At 61.3% G+C, this 25,314-nt stretch carries 24 protein-coding genes; 9 read left to right on the top strand and 15 right to left on the bottom strand.

Annotated features, from left to right (window positions below; translation table 11 throughout):
- Nucleotides 1-10: 10 nt before the first annotated feature.
- Nucleotides 11-790, bottom strand: a complete 780-nt coding sequence (locus PMI09_RS17790) for a FadR/GntR family transcriptional regulator (RefSeq protein WP_007797207.1) — start codon at nt 788-790, stop codon at nt 11-13.
- 241 nt (nt 791-1,031) lie between these two features.
- Between PMI09_RS17790 and kduI the strand changes: the two genes are divergently transcribed.
- The 3 genes from kduI to kduD are packed head-to-tail and all read left to right on the top strand — an operon-like array spanning nt 1,032 to nt 2,982.
- Complete coding sequence (gene kduI, locus PMI09_RS17795) at nt 1,032-1,874, top strand: 5-dehydro-4-deoxy-D-glucuronate isomerase (protein ID WP_007797210.1); 843 nt, start codon at nt 1,032-1,034, stop codon at nt 1,872-1,874.
- Nucleotides 1,875-1,883: 9 nt separating this feature from the next.
- Nucleotides 1,884-2,222 (top strand): cupin domain-containing protein, encoded by a 339-nt coding sequence (locus PMI09_RS17800; RefSeq protein WP_007797212.1) that lies wholly within the window; start codon nt 1,884-1,886, stop codon nt 2,220-2,222.
- 7 nt (nt 2,223-2,229) lie between these two features.
- Nucleotides 2,230-2,982 carry a 2-dehydro-3-deoxy-D-gluconate 5-dehydrogenase KduD gene (gene kduD / locus PMI09_RS17805; RefSeq protein ID WP_007797214.1) on the top strand — a complete coding sequence of 251 codons (753 nt, stop codon included), beginning with the start codon at nt 2,230-2,232 and terminating at the stop codon, nt 2,980-2,982.
- A 295-nt stretch (nt 2,983-3,277) separates the two neighbouring features.
- On the opposite strand, the gene PMI09_RS17810 is transcribed toward kduD, so the two are convergent.
- A complete protein-coding gene (locus PMI09_RS17810; RefSeq protein WP_338009970.1) occupies nt 3,278-3,610 on the bottom strand; it encodes a HipA domain-containing protein in 333 nt (110 codons plus the stop codon).
- A 105-nt stretch (nt 3,611-3,715) separates the two neighbouring features.
- Between PMI09_RS17810 and PMI09_RS32840 the strand changes: the two genes are divergently transcribed.
- From PMI09_RS32840 to PMI09_RS17825, 3 genes are all read left to right on the top strand, one after another.
- On the top strand, nt 3,716-4,231 hold the full coding sequence (locus PMI09_RS32840; RefSeq protein WP_443216188.1) for a hypothetical protein: 516 nt from the start codon (nt 3,716-3,718) through the stop codon (nt 4,229-4,231).
- Between the two features lie 196 nt (nt 4,232-4,427).
- Entirely contained in the window at nt 4,428-5,204 is a 777-nt protein-coding gene (locus tag PMI09_RS17820) for a hypothetical protein (protein ID WP_007797223.1), read from the top strand.
- On the top strand, nt 5,201-5,842 hold the full coding sequence (locus tag PMI09_RS17825) for an RES family NAD+ phosphorylase (RefSeq protein ID WP_007797226.1): 642 nt from the start codon (nt 5,201-5,203) through the stop codon (nt 5,840-5,842). The genes PMI09_RS17820 and PMI09_RS17825 overlap by 4 nt, the downstream gene beginning before the upstream one ends.
- Before the next feature lie 111 nt (nt 5,843-5,953).
- Here PMI09_RS17825 and PMI09_RS17830 read toward each other — a convergent pair whose 3' ends face one another.
- The gene (locus PMI09_RS17830) at nt 5,954-6,907 is read right to left on the bottom strand and encodes a sulfonate ABC transporter substrate-binding protein (protein WP_007797228.1); all 954 of its coding nucleotides are present in this window, start codon (nt 6,905-6,907) and stop codon (nt 5,954-5,956) included.
- 562 nt (nt 6,908-7,469) lie between these two features.
- A complete protein-coding gene (locus PMI09_RS17835) occupies nt 7,470-8,795 on the bottom strand; it encodes an NAD(P)/FAD-dependent oxidoreductase (RefSeq protein ID WP_007797232.1) in 1,326 nt (441 codons plus the stop codon).
- A 236-nt stretch (nt 8,796-9,031) separates the two neighbouring features.
- On the opposite strand from PMI09_RS17835, the gene PMI09_RS17840 reads away from it, so the two are divergent.
- Entirely contained in the window at nt 9,032-9,508 is a 477-nt protein-coding gene (locus PMI09_RS17840; protein WP_007797235.1) for an Lrp/AsnC family transcriptional regulator, read from the top strand.
- A gap of 68 nt (nt 9,509-9,576) precedes the next feature.
- Here the strand turns inward: PMI09_RS17840 and PMI09_RS17845 are convergent, their stop codons facing one another.
- From PMI09_RS17845 to PMI09_RS17875, 7 genes are all read right to left on the bottom strand, one after another.
- The gene (locus PMI09_RS17845) at nt 9,577-11,232 is read right to left on the bottom strand and encodes an ABC transporter ATP-binding protein (RefSeq protein WP_007797237.1); all 1,656 of its coding nucleotides are present in this window, start codon (nt 11,230-11,232) and stop codon (nt 9,577-9,579) included.
- The gene (locus PMI09_RS17850; protein ID WP_007797239.1) at nt 11,232-12,095 is read right to left on the bottom strand and encodes an ABC transporter permease; all 864 of its coding nucleotides are present in this window, start codon (nt 12,093-12,095) and stop codon (nt 11,232-11,234) included. Before PMI09_RS17850 ends, PMI09_RS17845 begins: the two co-directional genes overlap by 1 nt.
- Nucleotides 12,092-13,042, bottom strand: coding sequence for an ABC transporter permease (locus PMI09_RS17855; RefSeq protein ID WP_007797243.1), 951 nt, complete (start codon nt 13,040-13,042; stop codon nt 12,092-12,094). The genes PMI09_RS17850 and PMI09_RS17855 overlap by 4 nt, the downstream gene beginning before the upstream one ends.
- A gap of 85 nt (nt 13,043-13,127) precedes the next feature.
- Entirely contained in the window at nt 13,128-14,738 is a 1,611-nt protein-coding gene (locus PMI09_RS17860) for an ABC transporter substrate-binding protein (protein WP_007797246.1), read from the bottom strand.
- A 70-nt stretch (nt 14,739-14,808) separates the two neighbouring features.
- The gene (locus tag PMI09_RS17865; RefSeq protein WP_037083449.1) at nt 14,809-15,522 is read right to left on the bottom strand and encodes an HAD-IA family hydrolase; all 714 of its coding nucleotides are present in this window, start codon (nt 15,520-15,522) and stop codon (nt 14,809-14,811) included.
- A 242-nt stretch (nt 15,523-15,764) separates the two neighbouring features.
- On the bottom strand, nt 15,765-17,141 hold the full coding sequence (locus tag PMI09_RS17870) for an aspartate aminotransferase family protein (RefSeq protein WP_007797252.1): 1,377 nt from the start codon (nt 17,139-17,141) through the stop codon (nt 15,765-15,767).
- A gap of 13 nt (nt 17,142-17,154) precedes the next feature.
- Nucleotides 17,155-17,991, bottom strand: a complete 837-nt coding sequence (locus PMI09_RS17875) for a GNAT family N-acetyltransferase (RefSeq protein WP_007797255.1) — start codon at nt 17,989-17,991, stop codon at nt 17,155-17,157.
- Nucleotides 17,992-18,308: 317 nt separating this feature from the next.
- Here PMI09_RS17875 and PMI09_RS17880 point away from each other — a divergent pair, with 317 nt between their 5' ends.
- Both PMI09_RS17880 and PMI09_RS17885 read left to right on the top strand, forming a co-directional pair.
- Nucleotides 18,309-18,977, top strand: coding sequence for a haloacid dehalogenase type II (locus PMI09_RS17880; protein WP_007797258.1), 669 nt, complete (start codon nt 18,309-18,311; stop codon nt 18,975-18,977).
- Between the two features lie 15 nt (nt 18,978-18,992).
- On the top strand, nt 18,993-20,267 hold the full coding sequence (locus PMI09_RS17885) for an NAD(P)/FAD-dependent oxidoreductase (protein WP_007797261.1): 1,275 nt from the start codon (nt 18,993-18,995) through the stop codon (nt 20,265-20,267).
- A gap of 335 nt (nt 20,268-20,602) precedes the next feature.
- Here the strand turns inward: PMI09_RS17885 and PMI09_RS17890 are convergent, their stop codons facing one another.
- From PMI09_RS17890 to PMI09_RS17905, 4 genes are all read right to left on the bottom strand, one after another.
- Nucleotides 20,603-22,057 (bottom strand): NAD-dependent succinate-semialdehyde dehydrogenase, encoded by a 1,455-nt coding sequence (locus tag PMI09_RS17890; protein WP_037083430.1) that lies wholly within the window; start codon nt 22,055-22,057, stop codon nt 20,603-20,605.
- 18 nt (nt 22,058-22,075) lie between these two features.
- On the bottom strand, nt 22,076-23,119 hold the full coding sequence (locus tag PMI09_RS17895) for a tartrate dehydrogenase (protein WP_007797268.1): 1,044 nt from the start codon (nt 23,117-23,119) through the stop codon (nt 22,076-22,078).
- Nucleotides 23,120-23,127: 8 nt separating this feature from the next.
- Entirely contained in the window at nt 23,128-24,591 is a 1,464-nt protein-coding gene (locus tag PMI09_RS17900; protein ID WP_007797271.1) for an aldehyde dehydrogenase family protein, read from the bottom strand.
- Nucleotides 24,592-24,941: 350 nt separating this feature from the next.
- Nucleotides 24,942-25,295, bottom strand: coding sequence for a cupin domain-containing protein (locus tag PMI09_RS17905; RefSeq protein ID WP_007797275.1), 354 nt, complete (start codon nt 25,293-25,295; stop codon nt 24,942-24,944).
- Nucleotides 25,296-25,314 lie beyond the last annotated feature (19 nt).

The following is a 25,314-nucleotide window of genomic DNA, read 5'->3' on the forward strand; positions in this document are numbered from 1 at the left end:
CCGTTATCCGTTAGGTCGCCTCGACAACGCTTTGATATCGCGTTCGCCGATCCCGCAGGCGTTCGCGATATCGTTCCTGGCTTGCCGAGAGATGAGCGCGCATGGCATCGCGCGCACCAGCAGCATCGCCTGCAGAAATTGCGTTCAGTATTGCAAGATGCTCTCTCTGCAATCCGGCCTGATAGTTATACGAGAGCACATCTTCGGTGGCATAGGGCGAATTGACGTCGCACGGGATGGTACGCTCGCCGAGCGCGTCGAGAACTTCGACATAGAAAGGATTGTTGGTTGCCTCGGCAATGGAACGGTGGAAGGCGAAGTCAGCCTGGCCCGTCGGCTTGCCAAGTTGCAGGAGGCGATCGAATTCGAAAAAGCTCTCCTGGATCTGCGCTTCCTGCGACGCATTTCTGCGGGTTGCGGCCAGCGCCGCACTTTCGGCCTCGAGCGCGATGCGAACTTCAAGCACGTTCAGAGCGTGCGATATATTGCTTGATCTATCCTGCCTCAAGATCGGGCCGGACGACTGATGGCCGATCACGAAGATGCCGGCGCCCTGCCTCGTTTCCAGCAATCCATCGGCGACGAGGGCGGCGATTGCTTCGCGAATGACGGTTCTGCTGACATCGAAAGTTCCGGCGAGCTGGGTCTCTGTCGGCAACTTCTGGCCAAGGGAGACCTGGCCCGAAAGGAAATCCTGGCGAAGAGAACCGGCAATCCGTTCGGAGAGCTTCTGCCGTCGGGATGAATTGAGATCGACCGGAGGGGGCGCGGTGTTCAAGGGCGTCATCATGTCCGTGAAAGATGCTTGAGCATATCGCGAGCGGCTCATTGAGACAACTATGCCGGAAGTCATCATACAAAAATTGCAGCAACAAGAATTTTGTCCGGCTAAGAATCAAATTTAATAAGGAAAAATAATAATTTAATGCGGTATTTCTTGCGTCGATTGCTGATGCAATTGAAGGGTGTGTGTTGCCACACTGTGATCAATATGTATGATGACTTGAAATAAGAGGTTCTGGGAGGGTATGATGGGCCACACCGATTTTACCAACCGCTTCGCGATCGACCCGAAGACGGCGGCAAGGTTCAACACGGCCGAGCTGCGCGAGAATTTCCTCTTGCCGCCGCTCTTCGCGCCCGGGCGCATTCAGCTGCACTACACCAACTACGACCGCATGATCGTCGGCGGCGCGATGCCGACGTCTGCCCCGCTGGCACTGGAAACGATCAAGCCTGCCGGGACCGAGACGCTTCTTGCCCGGCGTGAGCTGATCGCGGTCAACATTGGCGGTGCGGGTATCGTTGTCGTCGACGGCGAGGAGTTTCAGGCCGGCGCCCGCGACATGGTCTATGCCGGGATGGGGAGTTTGGTAACGTTCCGTTCCGTTTCGGCCGAACAGCCGGCGAAGTTCTACCTTCTGAGTGCGCCGGCGCATGTCCGTCACGCCTCGAAACGCATCGGTATATCCGATGCCAAGCGTATCGACCTTGGCTCTCAGGCGACCAGCAATGAGCGCTCGATCTTCCAGTTCATCCATCCGCAGGGCGCCAGGACCTGCCAGCTCGTCGTCGGCATGACGACGCTTGCGGCGGGCTCGGTGTGGAACACCATGCCCTGCCACGTGCATGACCGGCGCATGGAGGCCTATCTCTACTTCGATCTGCCGGAAAAGGCCCGCGTCCTGCATCTGATGGGCGAGCCTGAGGAGACACGCCATCTCATCGTCAAGAACGAGGAGGCCATTCTGTCGCCCGGCTGGTCGATCCATTCCGGGGCCGGCACATCGAGCTATGCGTTCATCTGGGCAATGGCCGGCGACAATGTCGACTACACCGATGTCGATCTCATCGCCATCGAAGATCTGAAGTGAGGACGGACGATGACAGCGAGTGATCTTTTCGTATCGGCCGAGGGTGCCGAGTGGGTCAGCCCGGAGCCGGGCGTAAGCCGCCGCATCATGGCCTATCTGCCGGAGATGATGATGGTGGAGGTTGCCTTCGAGAAGGATGCCATCGGCGCGCAGCACTCGCATCCGCATATCCAGGCAAGCTACGTGGCGCAAGGCAGTTTCGAGGTGACGATCGATGGCCGCACCGAAACCCTCTATCAGGGTGGAAGCTTCATCGTGCCTCCCAACCTGGTGCATGGGGTCAAGGCGCTGGAAGAGGGTCGGCTGATCGATACCTTCACGCCGCATCGCGCCGAATTCCTGACGTGAGGCTGTCATGACCATGTTCGACCTTTCCGGCCAGGTGGCGGTGGTCACCGGTGCCAATACCGGCCTTGGCCAGGCGATCGCGGTCGCGCTGGCCACCGCCGGCGCTTCAATCGTTGCCGTCGGCCGCTCGGCGATGGACGAAACCGAAGCCGCGGTTCGCAAGACCGGCGCAGGCTTTCACGCCATCAAGGCCGATCTCGGTTTTATCGAGCCCGTCAAGGCAATCGTCGACGAAACGGTTGCGACCTTCGGCAAGCTCGACATCCTGGTCAACAATGCCGGAATCATCCGTCGGGCCGATGCCATCGACTTCACGGAAGCCGATTGGGATGCGGTCATGGACATCAACCTGAAGAGCGTCTTCTTCCTGTCGCAGGCTGCTGCCCGGCATATGCTGGAAAGAGGCAGCGGCAAGATCATCAACATCGCCTCGTTATTGTCCTTCCAGGGCGGCATCCGCATTCCCTCCTACACGGCCTCAAAGAGCGGACTTGCCGGATTGACCAGGTTGCTGGCCTGCGAATGGGCCGGCAAGGGCATCAACGTCAATGCCATTGCGCCGGGCTATTTCGTGACCAACAACACCACTGCCCTGCGCGAGGATGCGGACCGCAGCGCCGCCATCCTTGCCCGCATCCCGGCTGGCCACTGGGGCGACCCCGCACAACTCGGCGGCGCAGCGGTCTTCCTGGCATCACAGGCATCCGACTATGTCCACGGCATCGTCCTGCCCGTCGATGGCGGATGGCTGGCGCGGTAACGGTTCAGTGTCCGTTCCACCAACGAGGCAGCTCTCTTCAACCGCGTTACGAACCGCACTGCTGACGAGGATCGAGGTTTTCTAGTCACGGGTTCTGGCCTCCAGCCGCGAGCCGATATTTACCCGTGTCGCCGATGGCGGTATTGCCGACGGGTCTCGGCGCCGACACTGCCAGCAACGGCCAAGGACGTTTCGTAATCGTTGCCCACAAAGGACGATTGCAATTGTTCAAGACCGTCGAGCAGGGTCTGTTGGCCGCTGTCACCTGCGCGCGTTGAAGGGGCGTCCACCCCCTTCAATAGCTGGCGCCCCCGGTTCCGAAGACGTAAGCCAGAGATGCTTCCCTGGAGACGGTCAGCAGGTGCTGCATACCTGGACTTCTTCCTTCGCCCGCGACATCAGCGCTGTGTTCTCCTCCTGGCCCTGAGGAGAAGGTGAGATCGTAAGTAGGAGAGAGTGTCCAGAAAGGGTGGTTCTTTGCGTGGTCGTCTTGGTTTCGAGCATACACGTTGAAGACCATGCGCTGAAATATTTGAAGGACTTCGGAACTGTCGCGGGTCATCATGAGCGTCAGCTTGTGGAGTTGTTCGTAGTTCAGCGACGCTTCCCGATGGCTGGCGTGCATCAAGTACGCGCATGCGTTCCCCCAGAAAGTACGATGGTTCGGGACGAACGGTGACACTGCACGCGAAGCTCGCGCAGGCTCTCTCAGGCGCAGAAACTCCTGAGTGAAATGGGCGATGGTCGCAATGTTTGTGCCATTTCAACACCCCAGCAAGAACCTGAAGCACTTGATCGCCTCGGCGCTATTGTACGGTTTCTTCAGAAAACGGCACCGTTCGGGCAACGAGGACTGCCGCAAGCTCACGACGGCGGACGTAATGACAATGGCGAGTTCGGGCCATTGCCGGTGGATCCTCACGGCGAGATTTACACCATCTACGTTGCCCGGCATGTTTATCGCCGTGAAGACCAAGTCGATGTCGTTCCGGCGATCCAGGATGCGCAAAGCTTCCTCGCCGCCGGCGGCATCCACGGCCGCCAGACCGGCCATTTCGATCGCCCGCCGCATCGCTGCTCGCAGTTCGGCGCTGGCCTCGACAACCAGAACCGTGGGGAGCGTTTTCGACTGGAGAGCTACTTGGGACATGGTCGATATCCTTGCTCAGATAACGAACTAAAGCACGAATGTTGCGATGCAGCAATACGTATGCGCAAGGATTTGCGCCGCCTGAATGGTATAAAATAAAATCTGAAGACCCGAGTCTGGTTCCTTTCGCATTGCGGCGTGTAATGCCATCCGCAGGAGAACGGCTGCGCCGTTTTCGACCGCGTGCGGCAACTTTGCCACGACCCACGGGCTCCATCCTGGCCGGCCACTTGATATCGACGCGGCGTGACATAAGTGATATAGAGGATTTATCACTAAACTCATGAGGCTCCCAATGCAGCCACTGTTCGACCATGCCATACTGATAGATGACCTGGCTTCACCGGCGATCGCCAGCAAGGATACAAGCGCTGTCCAGGCGAAACTATCGGCTGCGATTTTTGAGGCCCTCGGTTCTTTGCGGAAAGGCGAGACTTTGAGGGTCGGAGGAACTGAGCAAGAGCTACAGCGGTTCGCCAATGCGGTGGCCGAAATCGCATTCGGCGACTCCGTCATTCTGCGTCTCCACCGGAATTTATCCGGGGCCGACAAGGAGTCGGTAAAAACTTTCGCTGACGCACTGGTCCGGGTAAGCGGGTCGGTCGAAGAGAATCGACTGGAAGCAGCAATAGGCAAACTAGCGGAAGTGCTTTTGCCGGACGAACTCGAAGATGCGCGCGGCGTGCTTGCGGCAGACAATCTTGCGTTACGTGATCGCTTTGTCCAGGAGTTGCCTCAACTAAATAGTATCGATGTTGGAAAGCAGTCTGGATCCAGCGCAAAGAACAGTTACGCAACAGCAGCGCGCTGGAAGAAGAATGGCGAAATCATTTCCGTTCAGCATCGAGGCTCTGAGTTTTTCCCGGCGTTTCAGTTCCAGGACGGCCGACCGCACCCAACCATAAAGCAGGTTCTGGCGGCGCTTCCTCAATCCATGACAGCCTGGCAGAAGGCGTTGTGGTTGGTGTCTTCGAACGGCTGGCTGGAAGATGCCGCACCTATCGATCTCCTCGACAATGCCGACGCCCTGGTGGCTGCGGCGAAGAAGGAACATGAGGAGGTTATTGGGTGAGGGGGAACAGTGTTCCTCCTCCACCGGCTGCATTCGCGATCGTCAATGTCGCGACGATCAGCGCTGGATCGGTACTTCATCGGACACACGCATCTGCGTTTCGTCCGGGTCAGTTCAATCCGTGCCTCGGGCAACCGACAAGATTTGCGCCGTTCGCAGACGTGACTGGCACATGTGTTCCATCGCTTTATGCGGCGACCAGCCGGGAGGCTGCCGCGTTCGAGAGCATATTTCATGATATTGCTCCTACCGCGCGATTTAAAACCACTCGCTTAAGCACGGTCAAATCGCGGAGCGTCAGCAGAATCGTTCCAAATAAAGACCTCCCTGTCGTCAATCTTTATTCCCCGGACCTCAAAGCCTGGGGTATCGCCCGCACGAATTTGATAGAGACACCAAAGTCGACCTATCTGAAAACAGTCTTGTGGGCGCAGGCGCTTCACAGAGCGTATCCGGATATCAAAGGCATGATCTGGACGTCGCGCCAATGCGATCCGGAGAGCTGCCTGGTCTTTTTTGGAGATCGTGTCCGAGAGAGCGACTTTGATGTCTTGGATTGTATCGATGTTGCTACAAATCCCAACCTTCTTCTGGAGCTGAGAGGCTGGGGTAAGCGCGCAGGAATTACGATTATCTGACGGTCGTCTCTCAGCTGGCGGCCTTCAACCTTTTTCCGAAAGGCTGCGAGTCCCGACAGAAGCGGAACTCTTTTATCCATCGGTCGACGTGATACGTGCAGCCGCCGGGTATCAGGCCTTGCCCTTGCGGACAACGTCGGCAATCGTCACCTTCTTGGGAATAAGCTTGAGTTTGAAAAAGGTGTCGGCGATGTCTTGCTGCTGCGCGACAACAGAGTCATCAAGGTTCTTGACCCCGTAGGATTGACGCTCGAGCGCCTTGACGAGGACAGGTTCAGGGATGCCAACCGATGGTGATAGCTCTGCAGCCGCAGCCGTCGTGTCGGACTTGGTCCATTCGTCAATCTCAGAAATGGCGTCTATCAAGACATCGATCGCCTGGGCGTGGCCGTCGACCAGCGTCCTGGTGCCGAGATAGAACTGGTGATTGGGAACGATACCCTCGCCGTTTCTGAGCTCTCGCGCTTCGATCGCCACTTCCGCAGCTGCCTGGAAGGGATCCCAGATGACCCATGCGTCCACCGCGCCCTTTTCGAAGGCTGCTCGACCGTCGGCCGGGGCGAGGAAGGATGACGTCACATCCTCATAGGACAAGCCAGCTTCTTCGAGCGCCTTGACGAGCAGGTAATGCACGTTCGAGCCCTTGTTGAAGGCGACCTTCTTGCCCTTCAGGTCCGCAACAGACTTTATGGGGCTATCCTTCGGGACAAGTATGGCCTCGCCGCGCGGGGCGGGCGGCTCGTGTGCGATGTAGACAAGCGGAGCGTTCGCGGCCTGGGCGAAGATCGGCGGCGTTTCGCCTGTCGATCCGAAATCGACAGCACCAGCATTCAGAGCCTCGAGGAGCTGGGGACCGCCCGGAAACTCGGTCCATTCAACCTTGTAGTCGATGGATTCAAGTTTCTTCTCCAGCGTCCCTTTGCCCTTGAGAAGCACCAGAGTCCCATATTTCTGGTAGCCGATACGTACGACCTTGTCAGCAGCGCCAGCCAGTCGAACATGCGTCAAAGGTGTCGCGATGGCACCTGCCACCACCGCAGTGAAAGCTCGTCTTGTGATTTTCATCATACCCTCCGGAATAAGACGACGCCAAATTAAAGTGTCTCTACATTTTTACTAGAATATACGTACTCCCGCGTCCGCTTTTCCGGGATTCACTTTTTGTTCTGTCCCGACAGCGAGCAAAAAGAACTCGCCTCATGCTGATCCGGATTTTGACGCAGGGGCCGCTTGACCATGGTGTCAAAGTCCAGGCCGTCACCGGCACTGGAAACGCGCCTTGATCACAGCATCCAAGAAGCTTTGCTTCACGGCGGCCATCCGAAATTAGTCCGTTGGTTCTTTGCTACAGGCGCAGAATGAGCAAAAGCCCTGCCAGGCCGGAAGCTGATCGATCGGCGCGCGGTTCTCGAGCCGTTCGCTCCCCACCCGATGATCTGTGCGATACCAGTCCCGGCAATACATTCCTCCAGCATCTATTTGGGTTCTGTGAACCTCACGAGGCCGCTGGCCGACCGTCACGCGCTATCGCGCCAAAGGCGCCATTCGTGGCCTGCCGCCAGGACTGGATCGTCGCAGTCGGGCCCGACTTCAGCGTCTTCGCTACGGCACCTCGGGCCTCGCCTCCCTAGAACTCGGCGACCTTACCCCAGGCAGATTTTCGGAAGCGGTCCGGATGGTAGGCGCGGGGGTCGACGATTGGCTCGTCACCAGTGACGATGTCGGCGATCAGGTGACCGGCGCCGGGACCAATGCCGAAGCCATGCCCGCTGAAGCCGGCGGCGAGGATGAACCCCGGTATGGCGGCGATTTCGCCAATGCCGGGCACACCATCCGGCGTGCTGTCGATATACCCCGCCCATGCGGCCGTGATGCTGGTGTTCTTCAGGTCGGGCAGGAGGTCGAGGGCGCGCGAATGGGTGAGGCGAATAGTGTCCTTATCGACGGCAGGATCAAGGATGCGCATGCGCTCCATTGGCGTCGGGGCATCGAGGCGCCAGTGAGTCAGGCTCTCGTGACCGGAGCGGAAGCCTTCGAGGCCGCCGGGTGCAAGGCTGCGCCAGCGCCGAGCGAACATCGGCAGAAACTGCGGCGCGAAACGCAATTGCTGCGGCGTCGGATCGACACGGCCGCGGCCGCTGATGGCGAGCGTGTAGCCGCCGTCCCCGCGACGCGTCACCGAAACGGCGGCCGTATGCAGCGCATCCGGAAGGCTGATGGCGCCTGGCGAGACGGCAAGAATCGACGAGCGGACCGACGCCTGGGGAAAGCGGATGCCGAGCTGCCGGCAGAAGGAGGAGGCCCAGGCGCCGCCGGCAAGGATCGCCGTCTTCGTGCGGATGGTGCCATGCTCGGTGACAACACCGGAAAGGCGACCGCCTTCTGTCTGTATGCCGCGGGCGGCGCAGGACTGATGCACGGTGCCACCAAGCTTGAGGATCGCACGCGCGACCGCGGGTGCTGCACTTGCCGGATCGGCGGTGCCGTCGGTCGGCGAAAAGACGCCCCCCTTCCATGGTTTTCCGGTGGCGCGGCCGCGTTCGCTCGCCTCGGCACTGTCGAGCATATGCGTCGTGACGCCGAGTTTGCGGGCAAAGTCGCGCCACCGGGCCCAGCCGGCCAGTTCCTCTTCGCTATTGCTAAGGTAGAACAACCCGCAGCGTCGGAAGCCGGTGTCCTCGCCGCTCTCGGCGGAAAAACGCTCCCAAAGATCGAGGCTCTTCGTCGCCATTGGCAATTCGCGGGCGTCACGGTTCTGCTGGCGGCACCATCCCCAGTTGCGGCTCGACTGCTCCGCGCCGATCCGGCCTTTCTCGACGAGGGCTACCTTCAATCCCCGGCGGGCAAGATAGTAGGCCGCAAACACGCCGACAATGCCGCCGCCGATGACGACGGCATCGGCGTCTTCGGGCAACTGCGGCGTTGTGTCGATGAGTTTCAGCGGTGCGGGCATGGCGTGACCTCCGTTATGACCACCACAGTCTAGCGGCTTTGGCGCAACAGCGTTGCCGGACTGCGACTGCGCGCAGCACAAGATTCCGTCTTGCGGGAGCAATGCCGCCGTTTCTGCTTCGGCCCATTGTGCCAAACGAAATCGACACGCCTCTCCAGTGTGTTAAGGTCATGGCTGGGAAAGTCGCAGCACAATCTGCTGTCCCGTTGGCCACTTCAGCAAGGGGAAAGGGCGTCATGAAACTCGACCGGATCGATATCAAAATTCTGTACGAACTGCAGAAGAATGGCCGCATCACCAATGTCGAACTCGCCGAACTGGTCAACCTGTCGCCGAGCCCCTGCCTCATGCGGGTGAAGAAGCTGCAGTCGGAGGGCTATATTGAGGGTTATTCGGCACAAATCAACGTCGGCAAGTTGGGGCAGACACTGACGGTCTTCACCGAGATCACATTGAAGAACCACCGGCAGATCGACTTTGCCCGCTTCCTTGCGGCGATCGAGAAGGTTGACCACGTGATCGAATGCCATCTGGTGTCCGGCGGCTACGATTATCTGCTGAAATTCGTCACGGCCGGGATCGGCGAATACCAGACGATCATGGAGCGCCTCACCGACATGGACGTCGGCATCGACAAGTATTTCAGTTTCGTCGTCTTGAAGTCGCCGATCGTCAAGGTGCACATGCCACTGACCAGCCTGTTTCGAATGTAGGATCTTCGGATCGGTTTGCGCCGGGTTGCGCGGCCGGGGCTTGCGATTTGGCCCGCTCCTCCGGCGCCTCAGCGCCGGCAATAGGCTCGCACGAGCTCCGGATCCTGTTCGAGCCCATCGAGCCACGTGGGATCGAGCCTCGGCACCGACGAGAAGAGCAACTGCGAATAGGGGTGCTCAGGTGTCTTGACCTTCGCCGGCGTGATTTCCTCTACCTTTCTACCGCCATACATCACGACGATCTCGTCGCAGATGGCCTCCACCACGGAGAGGTCATGGCTGATGAAGATGTAGGAAAGACCGAGCTCGCGCTGCAATTCCTTGAGGAGATCGATGACGGCGGCCGCGACCACCGTGTCCAATGCAGAGGTGATCTCGTCGCAAAGGATCAGCTTCGGCTCGGCGGCGAGTGCGCGGGCGAAGTTGACGCGCTGCTTCTGGCCGCCCGAGAGCTCCCCTGGGCGGCGATGACGCAGGTTGCGCGGCAGGCGCACCATGTCGAGCAGCTCGTCGATGCGTGCGCTGCGCGCCTTGGCATTCATGCCGTGATAGAAGGTCAGCGGCCGGGCTAAGATGTCCTCGACGGATTTCGCCGGATTAAGCGCCGTATCGGCATATTGGAAGACGATCTGCATTTCGCGCAGTTCATCGCGCGAGCGCGCGCGGGCGCTACGACCGAGTTCCTTGCCGTCGAAGACGATCTTGCCGACAGCGGCCGGCAGTATGCCGGCGATGGTGCGCGCGAGCGTCGACTTGCCGCAACCCGACTCGCCGATGATACCGAGGTTGCGCCCCTTCTGCACCTTGAGACTGACATGCTCGACGGCGCGCACGAGAGGCAGGCCGTCGGCCTGGGCCTGGCCGTAGCCCGCGACGAGATTTTCGATTTCGAGCAACGGGGCCGGACCACTCTCTGCCGCGCCCGCAGCGCCACGGGGTTTGGGCTCAAAAGCGGCGAGCAGTTCCCGCGTGTAGGGGTGCTTCGCGCCGTCGAGGATCTCCTTGGTGGTGCCGATCTCCTTGGTCTCTCCGCCCTTCAAGACGACGATGCGGTCGGCGATCTGGGCGACCACGGCGAGGTCGTGCGAGACATAAACGCCGGAGATGCCGCCCTTCTTCATGACTGACTTGAAGGCGCGCAGCACCTCGATCTGTGTCGTCACGTCGAGCGCCGTCGTCGGCTCGTCGAAGATGACGAGCTTCGGGTCGCCGATCAGCGCCATGGCGGCCGAAAGGCGCTGTAACTGGCCACCGGAAACCTGGTGCGGATAGCGGCTGCCGATCGTTTCCGGCTCAGGCAGTGACAACGCCGTGAAAAGCTCGACAGCGCGGAGGCGCGCCTCGTCGGCCGACATAAGCCCATGAATTCGGGTGACCTCGATGACCTGGTCCATGATCGTGGCGGCCGGGTTGAATGCGGCGGCGGCTGATTGCGGAACATAGGTGACCTCGGTGCCGCGCACCCTGGCGCGCTGCTTTTCGCTCAGCGTCACCATGTCCTTTCCGGCGACGGAGACGCTGCCGCCGGAGATGCGACAGCCGGGGCGGGCATGGCCCATCAGCGTGAGCGCGATCGTCGTCTTGCCGGAGCCGCTTTCGCCGATCAGCGCCACGATCTCGCCCTCGGCAATGTCGAAGCTGACGCCGTTGATGATCTCGACGCGCCGGCCGGAATCGGTGGTGGCTTCGACCTTCAGGTCGCGGATTTCTACGAGATTGACCATCATTCGCTCCGATCGCGGATCTTCTTTGGCAGGTTGTCGATCAGCAGGTTAACGCTGATGGTGAGGCTGGCGATCGCAAAGGAGGGAGCCATCACCGCCGGTGCGCCAAAGGGCAGGCCGCCGATGTTCTCGCGCACGAGAGCCCCCCAGTCGGCATAGGGCGGCTGGACGCCAAGGCCGAGGAAGGAGAGGCCGGAGAGCAGGAGAACGATGAAGACGAAGCGGATGCCGAGGTCAGCAAGTACCGGTCCGACGATGTTCGGCAGGATTTCCGAGCGGATGAGATAGAGGGTGCTTTCGCCTCGGATGCGGGCGACGGTGATGAAATCCATCGCGTTGATATTGACGGCAAGCGCGCGGGCGAAACGGTACGCGCCGGGGATATAGATCACCGACAGCGTCAGGATCAGCACGGGAATGGAGGAGCCGACGGCAGCGACGACCACAAGGCCGAACAGCTTGCTCGGGATCGAGTTGAGGGCGTCGAGGAGGCGGCTCAGGACCGTGTCGAGCCAGCCGCCGGCGACCGCTGCGATCATGCCGAGCATCACGCCGCTGAAGCAGGCGATCGTAACTGCCGCAAGCGAGATGCCGACCGTGTAGCGGCCGCCCATCAGGATTCGCGAGAGCATGTCGCGGCCGAGATAGTCGGAGCCGAGCCAGAAGTCGCGGCTCATCGGGCCGAAGTAATCGAGGTCGACAATCTCGCCAACAGGGTAGGGGATGATCAGCGGCGCGAATATCGCGATCAACACCCAAAAAAGGATGACCGAGAGACCGACCATGCCGATGATGTTGAAGCGATAGCCGAGGCGGGTTCCGGAAATCCGGTCAGACTTGGTCTCAGAACTGGTCATTGTCATCGGAGCCTCGGATTGGAAAGGATGGCTATGATATCGGCGGCCGTGATCAGGAGCAGGTAGCCGAGGCAGAAGATCATCGCGCAGCTCTGGATCAGCGGCAGGTCGCGGGTGGCGACGGCGTCGACCATCAGCTTGGCGATACCTGGATAGTTGAAGATCGTCTCGACAATGATGACGCCGCCGAGCAGGTATGAGAGCGAAAGCGCGACCGCGTTGACAATCGGGCCCAGAGCGTTCGGCAGCGCATGCCGAAATACAATGCGCGGCCGCGAGGCGCCCTTGAGCAACGCCATCTCCACGTAAGGCGTGTTGAGGGTCTCGATCACCGCTGCCCGGGTCATACGGATCATTTGCGCCGAGATGACGAAGGTAAGGGTGATCACCGGCATGGCATAGATGCGCAGGAGGTCTGTCAGCGACGTGACTTCGTTCGCGAAGGAGAGCGCCGGCAGCCATTTCAGGTAGACGGCGAAGATCAACACCGCGGAGGTCGCTATCATGAATTCCGGCACGGAGATGACGCCGATCGTCAGCACGGTGACGGCGCGGTCGTACAGCGAGCCACGTAGCATCGCCGCGGTGATGCCGAGCGTCAGCGCGATCGGCACGGAAAAGAGCGCGGTGATGCCCGCGAGCTGCAGCGTGTTGATGAAACGCCCCCCGATCAGCTCGGCGACCGGCATCTCATTGGCATAGGAGGTGCCGAGGTCGCCCTGCAGCAAACCAACGATCCAGCGCAGGAAACGGAAGATCGCCGGGTCGTCGAGATGCATGGCCTTGCGCAGACCTTCGACTGCCTCCGGCGTGGCGGCCTGGCCAAGCAGGATCGTCGCTGTGTCTCCCGGCAAGAGCGTCGTCGCGAAGAACACGGCGAAGGAGACGATCACCAGCGTGATCAAGGCGATGAGCAATCTGCTCAACACGAGTGATAGGACATGGTTGTTCACGCGCGTTCCCTTTCGGCATTCGAGATTTCAAACCAAAAGGACCAGGGCTGCAGCGGTGCGGCTGCAACCCCGACCGTTCGCTTCATCAGGCTTCGAGCCAGACATATTCCGCGAAGGCATACCCCATCTGGCCGCCAAGCGGGTTGGCTTCCAAGCCCTTGAGCTTGGCGGTGATCGCGTCGACATTGGAGATATAGGCCGGAATGATGGTGCCGGCTTCGTTTGCGACCATCACCTGCATCTCGTTATAGATCGCTTTGCGCTTCTCCTGGTCGAGTGAGCCGCGCGCCTCGATCAGCATCTTGTCGAATTTCTCCGATTTGTACTGGCTTTCGTTCCACGGCGCTTCCGAAGTATAGAGCAGCGAGAACAGGATGTCCGGTGTCGGACGCGGGTTGATGTTGCCAAAATGGACCGGCGCCTTGAGCCAATAATTGTCCCAATAGCCGTCGGCCGGAACGCGTTGAACGTCGAGCTTCAGTCCGATTTCGGCAGCTGACGCCTGGATGATCATTGCCATATCGATCGAGGAGTTTGCCGCCTCGGAAGCAATCACAGGGATCGACTGGCCAAGGACACCGGCCTTCTCGAAATGGAACTTCGCCTTCTCCGGATCGAACGCCCGCGGCCTCAGGTCCGCATTGTGGTAGAAGTTTGCTGGGGAAACCGGCTGGTCGTTGCCGATTTCGCCGAGGCCGCGGAGCGCCGATTTGACGATCTGCTCGCGGTTGACGAGGGACTTCATTCCCTCGACGAAGTCCCGCTTGCTGCCAGGCTCCAAGTCCATGCGTATGTTGAGATTGGTGTAGTTGCCGGAGGTCGTTTTCGAGAGCACGAAGCCGTCGCCTTGGGCCTCGACCAGGCGCATCGAGCGCGGATTGATCGTAGCGGCGAGATGGATGTCGCCCGAGAGCAGTGCGTTGACGCGCGAGCTATCGTCGCTGATCGCGAAGTACTCGAAGGAATCGACGTTCGGGCCGGACTTCCAATAGTTCTTGTTCTTGATGCCGATCGAGCGCACGCCGGGCTCAAAGACTTCTCTCACGAATGCGCCGGTGCCGTTGCCCTTGGAAAAATCGGTCGTGCCATCGGCGACGATCATGAAGTGGTGCATCGACAAGATGGTCGGCAGGTCGGCGTTCGGATTTGCGAGTGTGATCTCGACCGTCTGCTTGTCCACGGCCTTGAAGCCTGTCATCTGCGCCGCGATCTTCGCGACCTTCGAACCGACGGATGGATCGAGATGGCGTTTCAACGAGAAGACCACGTCGTCGGCGGTCAACGGCTTGCCGTCGTGGAAGGTGACGCCGCTCCTCAGTTTGACCGTCCAGGTCTTCGCATCCTTGGACTCGATAGCCTCGGCGAGCTCCATCTGCGGGCTGCCGCTCTTATCGAGGAAGGTGAGACGGTTGTAGAAGGAGCAGCAGCGCACATAGTCGGTGGAGAGCGATGCCTTGGCCGGGTCGAGCGTGTCCGCGGTCGAGGACGACCAGCCGGCCGCTTTGAGTGCGCCGCCGGAGACCGGCGTTGCGGCTACCGCGTTGGAGGCGCGGCCGAGCACTAGACTGCCGGCAGAGAGGGCGGCGCCACCGGCGAGCATCATCTGCAGCAGTTCACGGCGCGTTGCTCCGCGGCGGATGGCGTTTTCGACCATGGCGTCGTCGGATCTGGTCCAATTGGTGATCTTGTTGTTCATGTCATTCCCCTTTTCGTCTGTTGGCGGGCTGCCCGTCTTCCGCGGGCTTAGACCCAATCCGGTGAACTGGTCAGCTACGTGCGACGGCCACGGCATCGGCAAGGCCGGCCATGGAGGTGAAGTGGTAGTCGGGTTCGGTGAACTCGGCCGGCTCTATGGTGCCGCCGTAACCTTTCTGCGCGTGGCGCCGCTCGATCCAGCAGTTGGTCAGCCCAAGCTTCCGCGAAATGCCGATGTCGTGGTACTGGCTCTGAGCGACATGCAGGACGTCGTCCTTCGAATTGCCTTCCGAGCCGATGAAGTCGAAGACCTTCTCAAAGAAGGCGGGGTCAGGTTTTTCGGTACCGGTATCGTCGGCGGTGAATGCGGCGTAGAAGGGATCGCCCAGTTCCTTGGCGAAGAAATCGAACGCCCAGCGGCGCGCATTGGTCATAGCGACAAGCCGGTAATTCTTCGCAAGGCGCGCCAGCGCTTCTGTGCTGTCTCCGAAGGCCCTCCAGTTCGCGGCGGAGTCCCTGAGACGCTCGCCATATTTCCGCTCAGTCGGAAGGCCGAGCTTCGGCGCGATGTCAAGATAGACACGCACCAGGTCGTCCGGGAAGAGGTCGGCGCCCTTGGAGTAGCGCGCCGCGCGGTAGAGGCTGAGCGCCTCCTCGCCATCGATGGCGACACCGGCCTCGGTGGCGATGCCGGCGAGGCAATCCTTGAGGCCGCCCTCGAAGTCGATCAGCGTGCCGACAACGTCGAAGGTCATGTATTTGAATTCGGGAAGGCTCTTATGCACATCGATTCCCCAGTTTTTTCGCGTCCCAGGCCGGAACGCCGACTTCATGAAGAAGAATATTCTGTTCCCGTCGGCGGGATGTTTTCCCCGCTCTTGCTGGAAAGGCCGCATATGCCGGGATCCGGCCGCTTCCTTGATTTGAGTTTGGCAGTTGTGCCGCGCCGGAGTCTCCGAAAAGGCACCGTGGCGCGGCACAAAATTTCGAATATGGCGGTTCCGCGCTATATAGCGTCAGTCGTCCATCAGGCCCTCAAAGCCTGGCGAACATCCGGGTCTTTCAAGGTCTCGTCCAATGTCTGGCGGGTGCGCTCAACAATCGCGTCGATCTCCGTCGCAGTGCAGCACAGCGGCGGCGCATAGCCGAGCACGCCATTGGCGAAGGCGCGGATGACGAGACCGTTTTCCCAGGCACGGTCGAAGATGCGGCGCGCCGGCTCCGCGGCCGCCGGCAAAGGGGTCTTCCTCGACTTGTCGACGACGAGCTCGACGGCGGCCAGCATGCCGCGGCCGCGCACATCGCCAACAAGGGGATGGTCCCTCAGGCTTTCGAGACCTTCCATCAGCCGCGCACCGGCCGTGACGCCGTTTTCCAAGAGGCCGTTCTCGTAGAGCTTCAGCACCTCGAGACCGACAGCGGCGCTGACCGGATGCGCCGAATAGGTATAGCCGTGGCCGACGGCGGAAGCGCCGGCGCCGTCGGCAATCGTCTGATAAACGTGATCGGACATAAAGACAGCGCCCATCGGGACGTAACCAGACGTCAGCCCCTTCGCGACAGTCATGAAGTCCGGCACGATCTCGTCCTCGGTTGACGCAAAGAGCGGTCCGGTGCGGCCGAAGCCGGTGATCACCTCGTCTGCAACGAAGAGGATGCCGAGCTCGCGGCAGAGTTCGCGCATCGCCTTCATCCAGCCCTTGGGTGGCACCAGCACGCCGCCCGAGCCCTGGATAGGCTCCGCATAGAAGGCGGCGACACGCTCGGGGCCGATCTCCTCGACCTTGCGCCGCAGGGCGGCTAGCGAGGCCTCGACGATCGCCGAAGGGCTCTCTCCCACCGGATTGCGATAGGCATAGTGAGACGGAATTTTGTGCTGCCAGTCAAAGGGAATGCCGAAGCCAGCATGAAAGGCCGGCAGCGCGGTCAGGCCGGCGCCGACCGTCGATGAGCCGTGATAGCCTTGCTCCATCGAAATGAACTGATCGCGTTGCGGCTCGCCGCGGGCAATCCAATAATAGCGGATGAAGCGGATCGTGCTGTCGACAGCGTCGGAGCCGCCGAGCGTGAAATAGACGTGGTTCAGATCGCCCGGCGCGCGCTCGGCGAGTTCGGTGGCGAGGCGGATCGCGGGCTCGGAGCCGAACCCGAAATAGGCGGTCGCATAGGGAAGCTCGCGCATCTGGCGGGCCGCCGCTTCGACGATCGCTTCGTGGCCATAGCCGGCATTGACGCACCAAAGGCCGGCAAAGCCGTCGATCAGTTGCTTGCCCGAAGCATCGGTGACCGTCGCGCCTTTCGCCGAGGCGAGCACGCGCACGCCGAGTTTTTCATGGCCGCGATAGGAGGCGACCGGATGGATGAGGTGGGCGCGATCGAGTTCGATGAGGGAATTGCTGTACATGACGATCTCCGGATCAGCCGAGCGCCTGATTGGCGAGGGCGAAGGTGGTAGCGGCCGGGTCGGCGGCGCGGTGGATCGGGGGCTTCATCATGGCGATACCCCCACCGACATGGGCTAGACCCTGGCCGGCAAGCCAGAGAGAAAGGCCCGCCTCGGCAGTGGTATCGAGCCTGATGAACAGGCCGGTTCGCGTGGAAATGAAGTGGGCCACGAGCGCCTTGGCGTCTTCGAGACCTTCGGCGACGACGGGCCCGATGGCCTCGCCGCGGCCGAAGGGGCGGATGGCGCCGAACCCGCAAACGCGCCCGTCCCGGCGGATCACTGCAAAGTTGCCGACCTTCCCGAGATAGGCGATCATCCCTTCACGGTCGGCGCCGAAAGCGAGGCGGTCGAGCGTGACGATCGCTTCGATGTCGCCCGCGGCCGCCTGTTCCGTTTGCCCAGGCTCGGCGATTGCTCCGACGATGCCCTGATGCTGCAACACGCGACCCGTCTCGCGGAAGCCGAGCCTTTCGTATAGCGGCAGGCCCTCAGTCGTTGCCACGAGTCTGAGCGGACGATCGGCCGCTAGCCGCAACGCGGCGTCCATCAGCTTGCGACCGAGGCCGCGGCCGCGCATCGCCTCGTCGACGATAACCATGTTGATCGTCGCACAGTCCGACTTGTAAGGCGTGACGAGTACAGTGCCGACGACCCGATCGCCCTCAATCGCGACGACGCCTTTGCTCAGGGTCAGCGCCATCTGCCAATCTTCAAGGCGATGTGGCCAGCCGGCCTGCCGGGAGAGCGTGACGGCGGCTTCCAGATGCTCAGGCCCGAAGGCGGCAATATCGATCTGACTTGTCTGCATGGCACTTCCTTCATTTTCTGCCCGCAAGTCTGAAGGAGTGCCGGCCGGCAGATCGTCTGAAGGCATTGGCTCGCGCGGTATCTTATAGCTTTGCATCTACCGGTCGCCGCATCTTATGCTGGAAGGCAAGAGCGCTGGGAGGGGGCCGGGGCGGAAGACACCATTGACGACCAGCAGGCCGCACAACCTTCTGCCAAAGCCGGCTCTCGATACGATAGATTCTGCTTCGAACGCGGCCAAATCAGGCGAGGCGATGGGAGGCGCAGAGCCTATGATCCTTACAGAATACCTGGTCCCGTTCTTTCAAGGATACGCACATGACGACATTCCGTCCGAAATACATCACCTTCGACTGCTACGGCACGCTGACGAACTTCCAGATGGCGGAAGCGGCCCGCGACCTCTATCGGGAGCAGCTCGACGAGGCGCGCATGGCTGAATTCATCAAGAATTTCGCGGCCTACCGCCTGGACGAGATCCTGGGCGCCTGGAAGCCCTATGCCGAGGTGGTGCACAATTCGCTCGAACGGACCTGCAAGCGCAACGGCATTAAATTCCGCGATGAAGCTGCGAAGGTGGTCTACGAGCGCGTGCCGACATGGGGGCCGCATGCGGACGTGCCGGCGGGGCTTGCCAAGGTCGCCAAGGAGATCCCACTGGTGATCCTGTCGAATGCAATGAATTCGCAGATCCTGTCGAATGTCGAAAAGCTTGGCGCACCCTTCCATGCGGTCTACACCGCCGAACAGGCGCAGGCCTACAAGCCTCGCTTCAGGGCCTTCGAATACATGCTCGACATGCTGGCCTGCCGCCCCGAGGACATCCTCCACTGCTCGTCCTCCTTCCGCTACGACCTGATGTCGGCGCACGACCTCGGCATCAAGAACAAAGTCTGGGTCAATCGCGGTCACGAGCCAGCCAATCCCTATTACGGCTATGTCGAGATCGCCGACATCTCCGGCCTGCCGGGCGTCGTCGGTCTTTAGAAAAGGCGGTGCGCCATGAAGTTCCTGTCCTATTGGCATGATACAGCCCCTGCCTTTGCCGGAGCTGCGCAAGGCCCGGTCGATGGCCATTACGACGTCGCCGTGATCGGCGGCGGCTTCACCGGCCTCAGTGCGGCCCGGCAGCTCGCCCGGGCGGGGGCGAAGGTCGTCGTTCTGGAGGCGGAGAAAGTCGGCTGGGGCGCCTCCGGCCGCAATGGCGGACACTTGAATAACGGGCTCGCCCATAGCTATCTCGCGGCCAAGGCGGAACTCGGCAGGGAGCGGGCGATTGCGCTCTACAAGGCGTTCGACGATTCAGTCGACACGATCGAGGCACTGATCACCGAAGAAGGCATCGACTGCAACTTCCGCCGCGCCGGCAAAGTGAAGCTTGCCTCGAAGCCCCAGCATTTCGAGGCGATCGCCCGCAACTTCGAGGCGGTCAACGCGGAGGTCGATCCAGATACGGCGCTTCTCAGCGCCGAGGATCTGAAACAGGAGGTCGGCTCGCCCTTCTTCGGGGCAATGCTCTCGAAGAAGAGCGCGATGATGCATATGGGGCGGTATGTCGTCGGCCTCGCCGAAGCGGCCACGCGCCACGGCGCCATGGTTTTCGAGAGCGCGGCGGTCACCGAGCATCGGCAGGCGGGCGGCCGGCACACATTGAAGACCTCCCGCGGCAGCGTCACCGCGGATGCGGTTCTTGTCGCCACCGGCGCCTACACGCCTTCGATTTTCGGTTATTTCCGCCGCCGCATCATCGCCGTCGGCAGCTTCATCATCGCCACCCGATCGCTGACAGGCGCGGAGATCGCGGCGACAATGCCGGGTAGCCGCACCTGCGTCACGTCGATGAACATCGGTAACTATTTCAGGCTCTCGCCCGACAACCGTCTGATCTTCGGCGGCCGCGCGCGCTTCTCGGCGACATCCGACCAGCGTTCGGACGCAAAAAGCGGCGCGATCCTTAAGGCGAGCCTTACCGCGATCTTTCCGCAACTCGCCAATGTCGAGATCGACTACTGCTGGGGCGGCCTCGTCGACATGACCAAGGACCGTTTCCCCCGCGCCGGTTATCAAGATGGCGTTTGGTACGCCATGGGCTATTCCGGCCACGGGGCGCAGCTTTCGACGCATCTCGGCATGATTATCGCGGACGCAATTCTCGACCGGCCGGACCGCAACCCGCTGAAGGGTCTCGAATGGCCGGCCGTGCCGGGACATTTCGGCAAGCCCTGGTTCCTGCCGCTCGTCGGCATGTACTACAAGATGCTGGACACGATCCAGTAGGCAACGCGGGGGTAGGAAGAAGGGCGCGGACCGGACAGGTGCGCGCCCTTCTTTGTTTGGATGATCTAACCCGGCGTGCCGCGTCAAGTGTGCAGCGATCTTGCGAAAGAGCTGAAGCGCCTCGCGCGCTTGAGAGCGAGATGAAGAAACACGCCGGCTTTTCGCGCGCATCCCACTCTACTCCTGGAACCGATCACGTCTTAGGCTTCGATTCGACCCAAGATCGTCGTGACCAACCTACGGCGCGTCGCGTTCAATCGAATCACGCGCCGTGGATCCCTTGTTTGTGCATGTCGTTGTCCCAAAAGCCGCGGCACACTTTTGGGCAACATGCATTAATCCAGTCCGCCGATGTGGAAGCTCTTCATCTCGAGATATTCCTCGATGCCGACCTGGGCGCCCTCGCGGCCCAGGCCGGATTGCTTGACGCCGCCGAAGGGGGCGACTTCGGTGGAGATGGCGCCGGTGTTGAGGCCGACCATACCGAATTCCAGCGCTTCCGCCACACGCCACGAACGTTTCAGGCTCTCAGTGTAGAAATAGGCGGCCAAGCCGAAGGGCGTGCCGTTGGCGATGGCGATTGCCTCCTCCTCCGTCTCGAAGCGGAAGAGCGGTGCGACGGGACCGAAGGTCTCTTCGCTGGCAAGCAGCATCTCGGTGGTGGCGCCCGTGAGCACGATGGGGGGCCTATATTGTCTTCCCTCCGGCACCCACCTGCCGCGCGCCGCAAGTTTCGCGCCCTTGGCAAGCGCGTCCTCGACATGACGGTCGATCTTGTCGATCGCCGCGTCATTGATCATCGGTCCGATCGCAATGCCGGGTTCCGTACCGGGCCCAACCTTCATTGCGTTAACGCGTGCGCCGAGTTTCTCTGCAAAGGCGTCATAGACGCCGGCCTGCACGAGAATACGGTTCGCACAGACGCAGGTCTGGCCGCCATTGCGGAACTTGGACGCGATCGCGCCTTCGACCGCCAGATCAAGGTCGGCATCGTCGAAGACGATGAAGGGGGCATTCCCGCCGAGTTCGAGCGAGAGGCGCTTGACGCTGTCGGCCGCGCCTCGCATCAAGAGAGATCCGACGCGCGTCGAGCCCGTAAAGGAGATCTTGCGCACTGTTTCATTCGCCATGAACTCGTTGCCGATTGCGGTCGGCATGCCGGTGACGATGTTGATCACGCCTGCGGGAATGCCGGCGCGCTCTGCCAGAACTCCGAGGGCGAGCGCTGAAAAGGGCGTGAACTCCGAGGGCTTGATCACCACCGTGCAGCCGGCCGCCAAGGCAGGTGCCACTTTGCGGGTAATCATTGCGTTCGGGAAGTTCCACGGCGTCACGATCGCGCAGACGCCGACCGCCTCTTTCAGAACGACGATGCGCCGATCGGCCGTCGGAGAGGGAATGGTGTGGCCGCCGATGCGACGCGCCTCCTCGGCGAACCATTTGACGAACGAAGCGCCATAACGGATCTCGACGCGCGCCTCGTCGAGCGGCTTGCCTTGTTCCATCGTCAAGAGCAGAGCCAAATCCTCGAGGTTTTCGATCATCAGCGCATACCAGCGCTCAAGTAATGCGGCCCGTTCGGCATGCGTCTTCTTCTTCCACGGTCCGAAGGCGGCATTGGCGGCTTCGATGGCGGCGCGCGTTTCCTCTTCGCCCATGTCCGGGATGGTGCCGAAACGCGTCCGACTGGCGGGGTCGAAAACGTCGACGGTCTTACTCGAGGCTGCGCCCAGCCAGGCTCCGTCGATGAAGCCCTCTTGCCGGAAAAGTTCCTTGTCGTTCAACATCATATTCTGCTCCTCTAAAGATCAGCCGAGCGCGGCAAGGATCGCCGCGGTGATAGTTTCTGTCTTGTCCTTACCGGGCACGGTGCCGATGCCCCGGGCAGTGGTCCTTTCGAGCGCGCTCATGACGGTTCGAGCGGCTTCCTTTTCTTCGAGATGCTCCAGCATCATCGCGCCGGACCATATGGCGGCGACAGGGTTGGCGATGCCGAGATGGGCGATGTCGGGTGCGGAGCCGTGTACCGGCTCGAACATCGACGGTGCGCTTCGATCAGGGTTGATGTTGGCGGAAGCCGCAAACCCGAGCCCGCCCTGGATCGCGGCACCGAGATCAGTCAGGATGTCGCCGAAGAGGTTCGAGGCGACGACGACGTCGAGGCTGTCCGGCGCCATCACCATGCGGGCGGCCATGGCGTCGATGTGGTAGCTCGTCGCCTCGACATCCGCGTATTCGGCGGCGAGCTCTCGCGTAATCTCGTCCCAGAACACCATGGAGTATTTCTGGGCGTTGGATTTTGTCACCGAAGCGAGCTTGCCGCGGCGTTGTCGCGCCTGCTCGAAGCCGAAGCGCAGGATCCGTTCGACGCCCGTGCGGGTGAAGATCGAGGTCTCGACCGCGACCTCATCGACCGTTTCCTGATGCACGCGGCCGCCGGCGCCGGAATATTCGCCTTCGGTATTCTCGCGGATGCAGAGGATGTCGAAATTTTCCGCCTTCAACGGACCTTGGACACCCGGCAGCAGCCGGTGCGGGCGGATATTGGCATATTGCACGAAAGCCTTGCGGATCGGCAGGAGCAAGCCGTGGAGTGAGACGGAATCTGGCACTTCCGCGGGCCAGCCGACGGCGCCGAGTAGGATTGCATCGAAGCGGCGCAAGATTTCTATGCCGTCCGTCGGCATCATCGCGCCCGTTTCCTTGTAAAAGGCGCAGGACCAGGGAAAGGGCGTGGCGGTGAGCGAGAAGCCGGAATGCCTGGCGACGGTCGAAAGAACCTGCCAGGCGGCATCCATTACGTCCTGGCCAATGCCGTCGCCGGGAATGAGTGCGATCGAATAGGATTTCATGGAGGCTCCTAGAGGCTGATGAGAACGCTCTTGCACTTGCGGTTGGCCTGGTAGGCCTCGCGTCCGAGGTCCTTGCCGACGCCAGAGCGCTTGTAGCCGCCGGTCGGCAGGATGTGGTCGCGCGAGCGGCTATAGCGGTTGACCCAAATCGTGCCGGCCTGCAGCAGTCGCGTCAGCCGCAGCGCGCGCGACAGGTCGCGGGTGAAGAGGCCAGCGGCCAGGCCGTAGGTCGGGTGGTCGGCGAGAGCCAGTGCCTCCTCTTCGTCGGCGAAGGTCTGCATGGTCAGGACCGGACCGAAGATTTCTTCGGTAATCGCTGGCGAGGAACTGTCGTGCACGGCCATCAACGTCGGCTGATAGAAATAGCCCGACGCATCCATTGGGGCGCCCCCGAACAGGCATTCGCCGCCGGCTGCAACGGCAGCCTCGACGATGCCGTGGATGCGGTTCAACTGGCGCTTCGAGATGATCGGCGAGTATTCGCTTGCCTCATCCCAGGTCGGACCCGGCTTCGCCGCCTTCATGCGCGTGATGATCGCCTCGGCGAGCGGCGCAGCAACGCTTTCCTCCACGATCAGGCGGGAGCCGGCGATGCAGGCTTGGCCAGCGTTAGACATCATGCTCTGGGCGATTGCCGCCGCCGCCTTGTCGAGATCGGCATCGGCGAAGACCAGTTGCGGGCTCTTCCCGCCGAGTTCAAGCGTCATGGGCTTGACCCCGGTGCGGGCGACATTGGCCATGATGGCCGAGCCGGCGCTGGTCGAACCGGTGAAGCTTACCTTGGCGACGTCCGGATGGCCGGTGAGGGCAGTGCCGGTCACCGGACCGTCGCCCAGCACGACATTAATGAGACCGGCCGGCAGGCCCGCGCGGACCCCGAGCTCGGCGAGGTAGACGGTCGAAAATGGCGTGATTTCGGAGGGTTTCAAGACGACGGCATTGCCGGCGGCAAGGGCGGGACCGAGCTTCCAAGCGGCCATCGAAACGGGGAAATTCCACGGCGTGATGGCGCCGACGACGCCATAGGGCTCGGTCATGATCATGCCGAGATTGTTGTCATCAGTCGGCACGAGGTCGCTGCCTTCCTTGTCGGCGAATTCTGCGAAAAAGCGGATCTGTTCGGCGCTGACGGCTATGTCGCCGGCGATCAGGTGCCCGACCGGGCGTGTCGAGGAAAGCGCCTCGAGCTTAGCGAGGGTTTCCGCCTCCCTTTCGATCAGGTCGGCCCAACGCTGCAGCACGACTGTGCGCTCGCGCGGACGCACGCCGCCCCAGTTGCTCGCCTTCAGCGCATTCTTGGCGGTTTCGACGGCGCGATCGACGAGAGCTTCGTCTGCGAGTGGACAGTCCGCATAGGCCTTGCCGTCGGACGGACGATGCATGTCGATATCGCCCTCGGCAGGGATCAGCCGATCGCCGATGAAGTGCCCGAGGGGCAGGGGAAGAGTGTCGGGGTCAAAGCTGAGAGTCATAGCGGGTCCTCGGATAAGGTCATGCAAGCCTACCGGGAGAACGCGAGCAGCATGCATCGAGTGGCGATGCGCCGACGGCGGAAAATTACGTTTTTAGTGACAAGACAGCGAAATCTTCGGAGGCTGAGATGGGCCGGTCGGTGACGTATCGGCGATGCGCCGGAGCAATCTGACAGGGGCACGAGAAAGCGATTGCCAGGTTGGAGCAGCAACGACACGCCAGAAAGCCGCGAGCGTGTCGGAGGGCGAGGATGCCGGTTGCCGGCAAGTTTCCGCCGAAACCAGTTCGCGCGCAATCCGTGGGAGATAGGCCTGTATCAAGGGCCTTGATCGGATCGCGCGGCCGGGCACTACATGACCGTTACGTAGATCTTACGTACGGTCTCGATCGTCTTCCAGACACCGACAAACCCCGGCTTCATGACGAAGCTGTCACCGGCTTTGTAGACGACCGGCCCGCCGCCTTCCGGCGTGAGTTCGACGACACCGGAGAGGATATGGCAGAACTCGAAAGTCTCGCCCTTAATCGAGCGCGTCTCTCCGGGGGTTGCCTCCCAGACGCCTGTATGGATCATCTCTCCCCGTGCGACGTCTTGAGCCCAGGTCTTGAAGGAGGGACTGCCCGAGATCAGGCGATCCGGAAGCGGACCGGACTCGCGCGGCGCGAAAGAGGGATTGGTGTCGATGTTCTTCAAAAGGGACATGGGTTTCCTTTCCTGGGAT

This window comes from Rhizobium sp. CF122 (genome assembly GCF_000282035.1).
In the GTDB taxonomy this organism is placed as follows: domain Bacteria; phylum Pseudomonadota; class Alphaproteobacteria; order Rhizobiales; family Rhizobiaceae; genus Rhizobium.

What these genes read in the sequence shown, in the direction of transcription:
- PMI09_RS17790 (WP_007797207.1), bottom strand. Translation starts at nt 790, where the DNA reads ATGATGACGCCCTTGAACACCGCGCCCCCTCCGGTCGATCTCAATTCA.
- kduI (WP_007797210.1), top strand. Translation starts at nt 1,032, where the DNA reads ATGGGCCACACCGATTTTACCAACCGCTTCGCGATCGACCCGAAGACG.
- PMI09_RS17800 (WP_007797212.1), top strand. Translation starts at nt 1,884, where the DNA reads ATGACAGCGAGTGATCTTTTCGTATCGGCCGAGGGTGCCGAGTGGGTC.
- kduD (WP_007797214.1), top strand. Translation starts at nt 2,230, where the DNA reads ATGACCATGTTCGACCTTTCCGGCCAGGTGGCGGTGGTCACCGGTGCC.
- PMI09_RS32840 (WP_443216188.1), top strand. Translation starts at nt 3,716, where the DNA reads ATGGGCGATGGTCGCAATGTTTGTGCCATTTCAACACCCCAGCAAGAA.
- PMI09_RS17820 (WP_007797223.1), top strand. Translation starts at nt 4,428, where the DNA reads ATGCAGCCACTGTTCGACCATGCCATACTGATAGATGACCTGGCTTCA.
- PMI09_RS17830 (WP_007797228.1), bottom strand. Translation starts at nt 6,907, where the DNA reads ATGAAAATCACAAGACGAGCTTTCACTGCGGTGGTGGCAGGTGCCATC.
- PMI09_RS17835 (WP_007797232.1), bottom strand. Translation starts at nt 8,795, where the DNA reads ATGCCCGCACCGCTGAAACTCATCGACACAACGCCGCAGTTGCCCGAA.
- PMI09_RS17840 (WP_007797235.1), top strand. Translation starts at nt 9,032, where the DNA reads ATGAAACTCGACCGGATCGATATCAAAATTCTGTACGAACTGCAGAAG.
- PMI09_RS17845 (WP_007797237.1), bottom strand. Translation starts at nt 11,232, where the DNA reads ATGGTCAATCTCGTAGAAATCCGCGACCTGAAGGTCGAAGCCACCACC.
- PMI09_RS17850 (WP_007797239.1), bottom strand. Translation starts at nt 12,095, where the DNA reads ATGACAATGACCAGTTCTGAGACCAAGTCTGACCGGATTTCCGGAACC.
- PMI09_RS17860 (WP_007797246.1), bottom strand. Translation starts at nt 14,738, where the DNA reads ATGAACAACAAGATCACCAATTGGACCAGATCCGACGACGCCATGGTC.
- PMI09_RS17870 (WP_007797252.1), bottom strand. Translation starts at nt 17,141, where the DNA reads ATGTACAGCAATTCCCTCATCGAACTCGATCGCGCCCACCTCATCCAT.
- PMI09_RS17875 (WP_007797255.1), bottom strand. Translation starts at nt 17,991, where the DNA reads ATGCAGACAAGTCAGATCGATATTGCCGCCTTCGGGCCTGAGCATCTG.
- PMI09_RS17880 (WP_007797258.1), top strand. Translation starts at nt 18,309, where the DNA reads ATGACGACATTCCGTCCGAAATACATCACCTTCGACTGCTACGGCACG.
- PMI09_RS17885 (WP_007797261.1), top strand. Translation starts at nt 18,993, where the DNA reads ATGAAGTTCCTGTCCTATTGGCATGATACAGCCCCTGCCTTTGCCGGA.
- PMI09_RS17890 (WP_037083430.1), bottom strand. Translation starts at nt 22,057, where the DNA reads ATGATGTTGAACGACAAGGAACTTTTCCGGCAAGAGGGCTTCATCGAC.
- PMI09_RS17895 (WP_007797268.1), bottom strand. Translation starts at nt 23,119, where the DNA reads ATGAAATCCTATTCGATCGCACTCATTCCCGGCGACGGCATTGGCCAG.
- PMI09_RS17900 (WP_007797271.1), bottom strand. Translation starts at nt 24,591, where the DNA reads ATGACTCTCAGCTTTGACCCCGACACTCTTCCCCTGCCCCTCGGGCAC.
- PMI09_RS17905 (WP_007797275.1), bottom strand. Translation starts at nt 25,295, where the DNA reads ATGTCCCTTTTGAAGAACATCGACACCAATCCCTCTTTCGCGCCGCGC.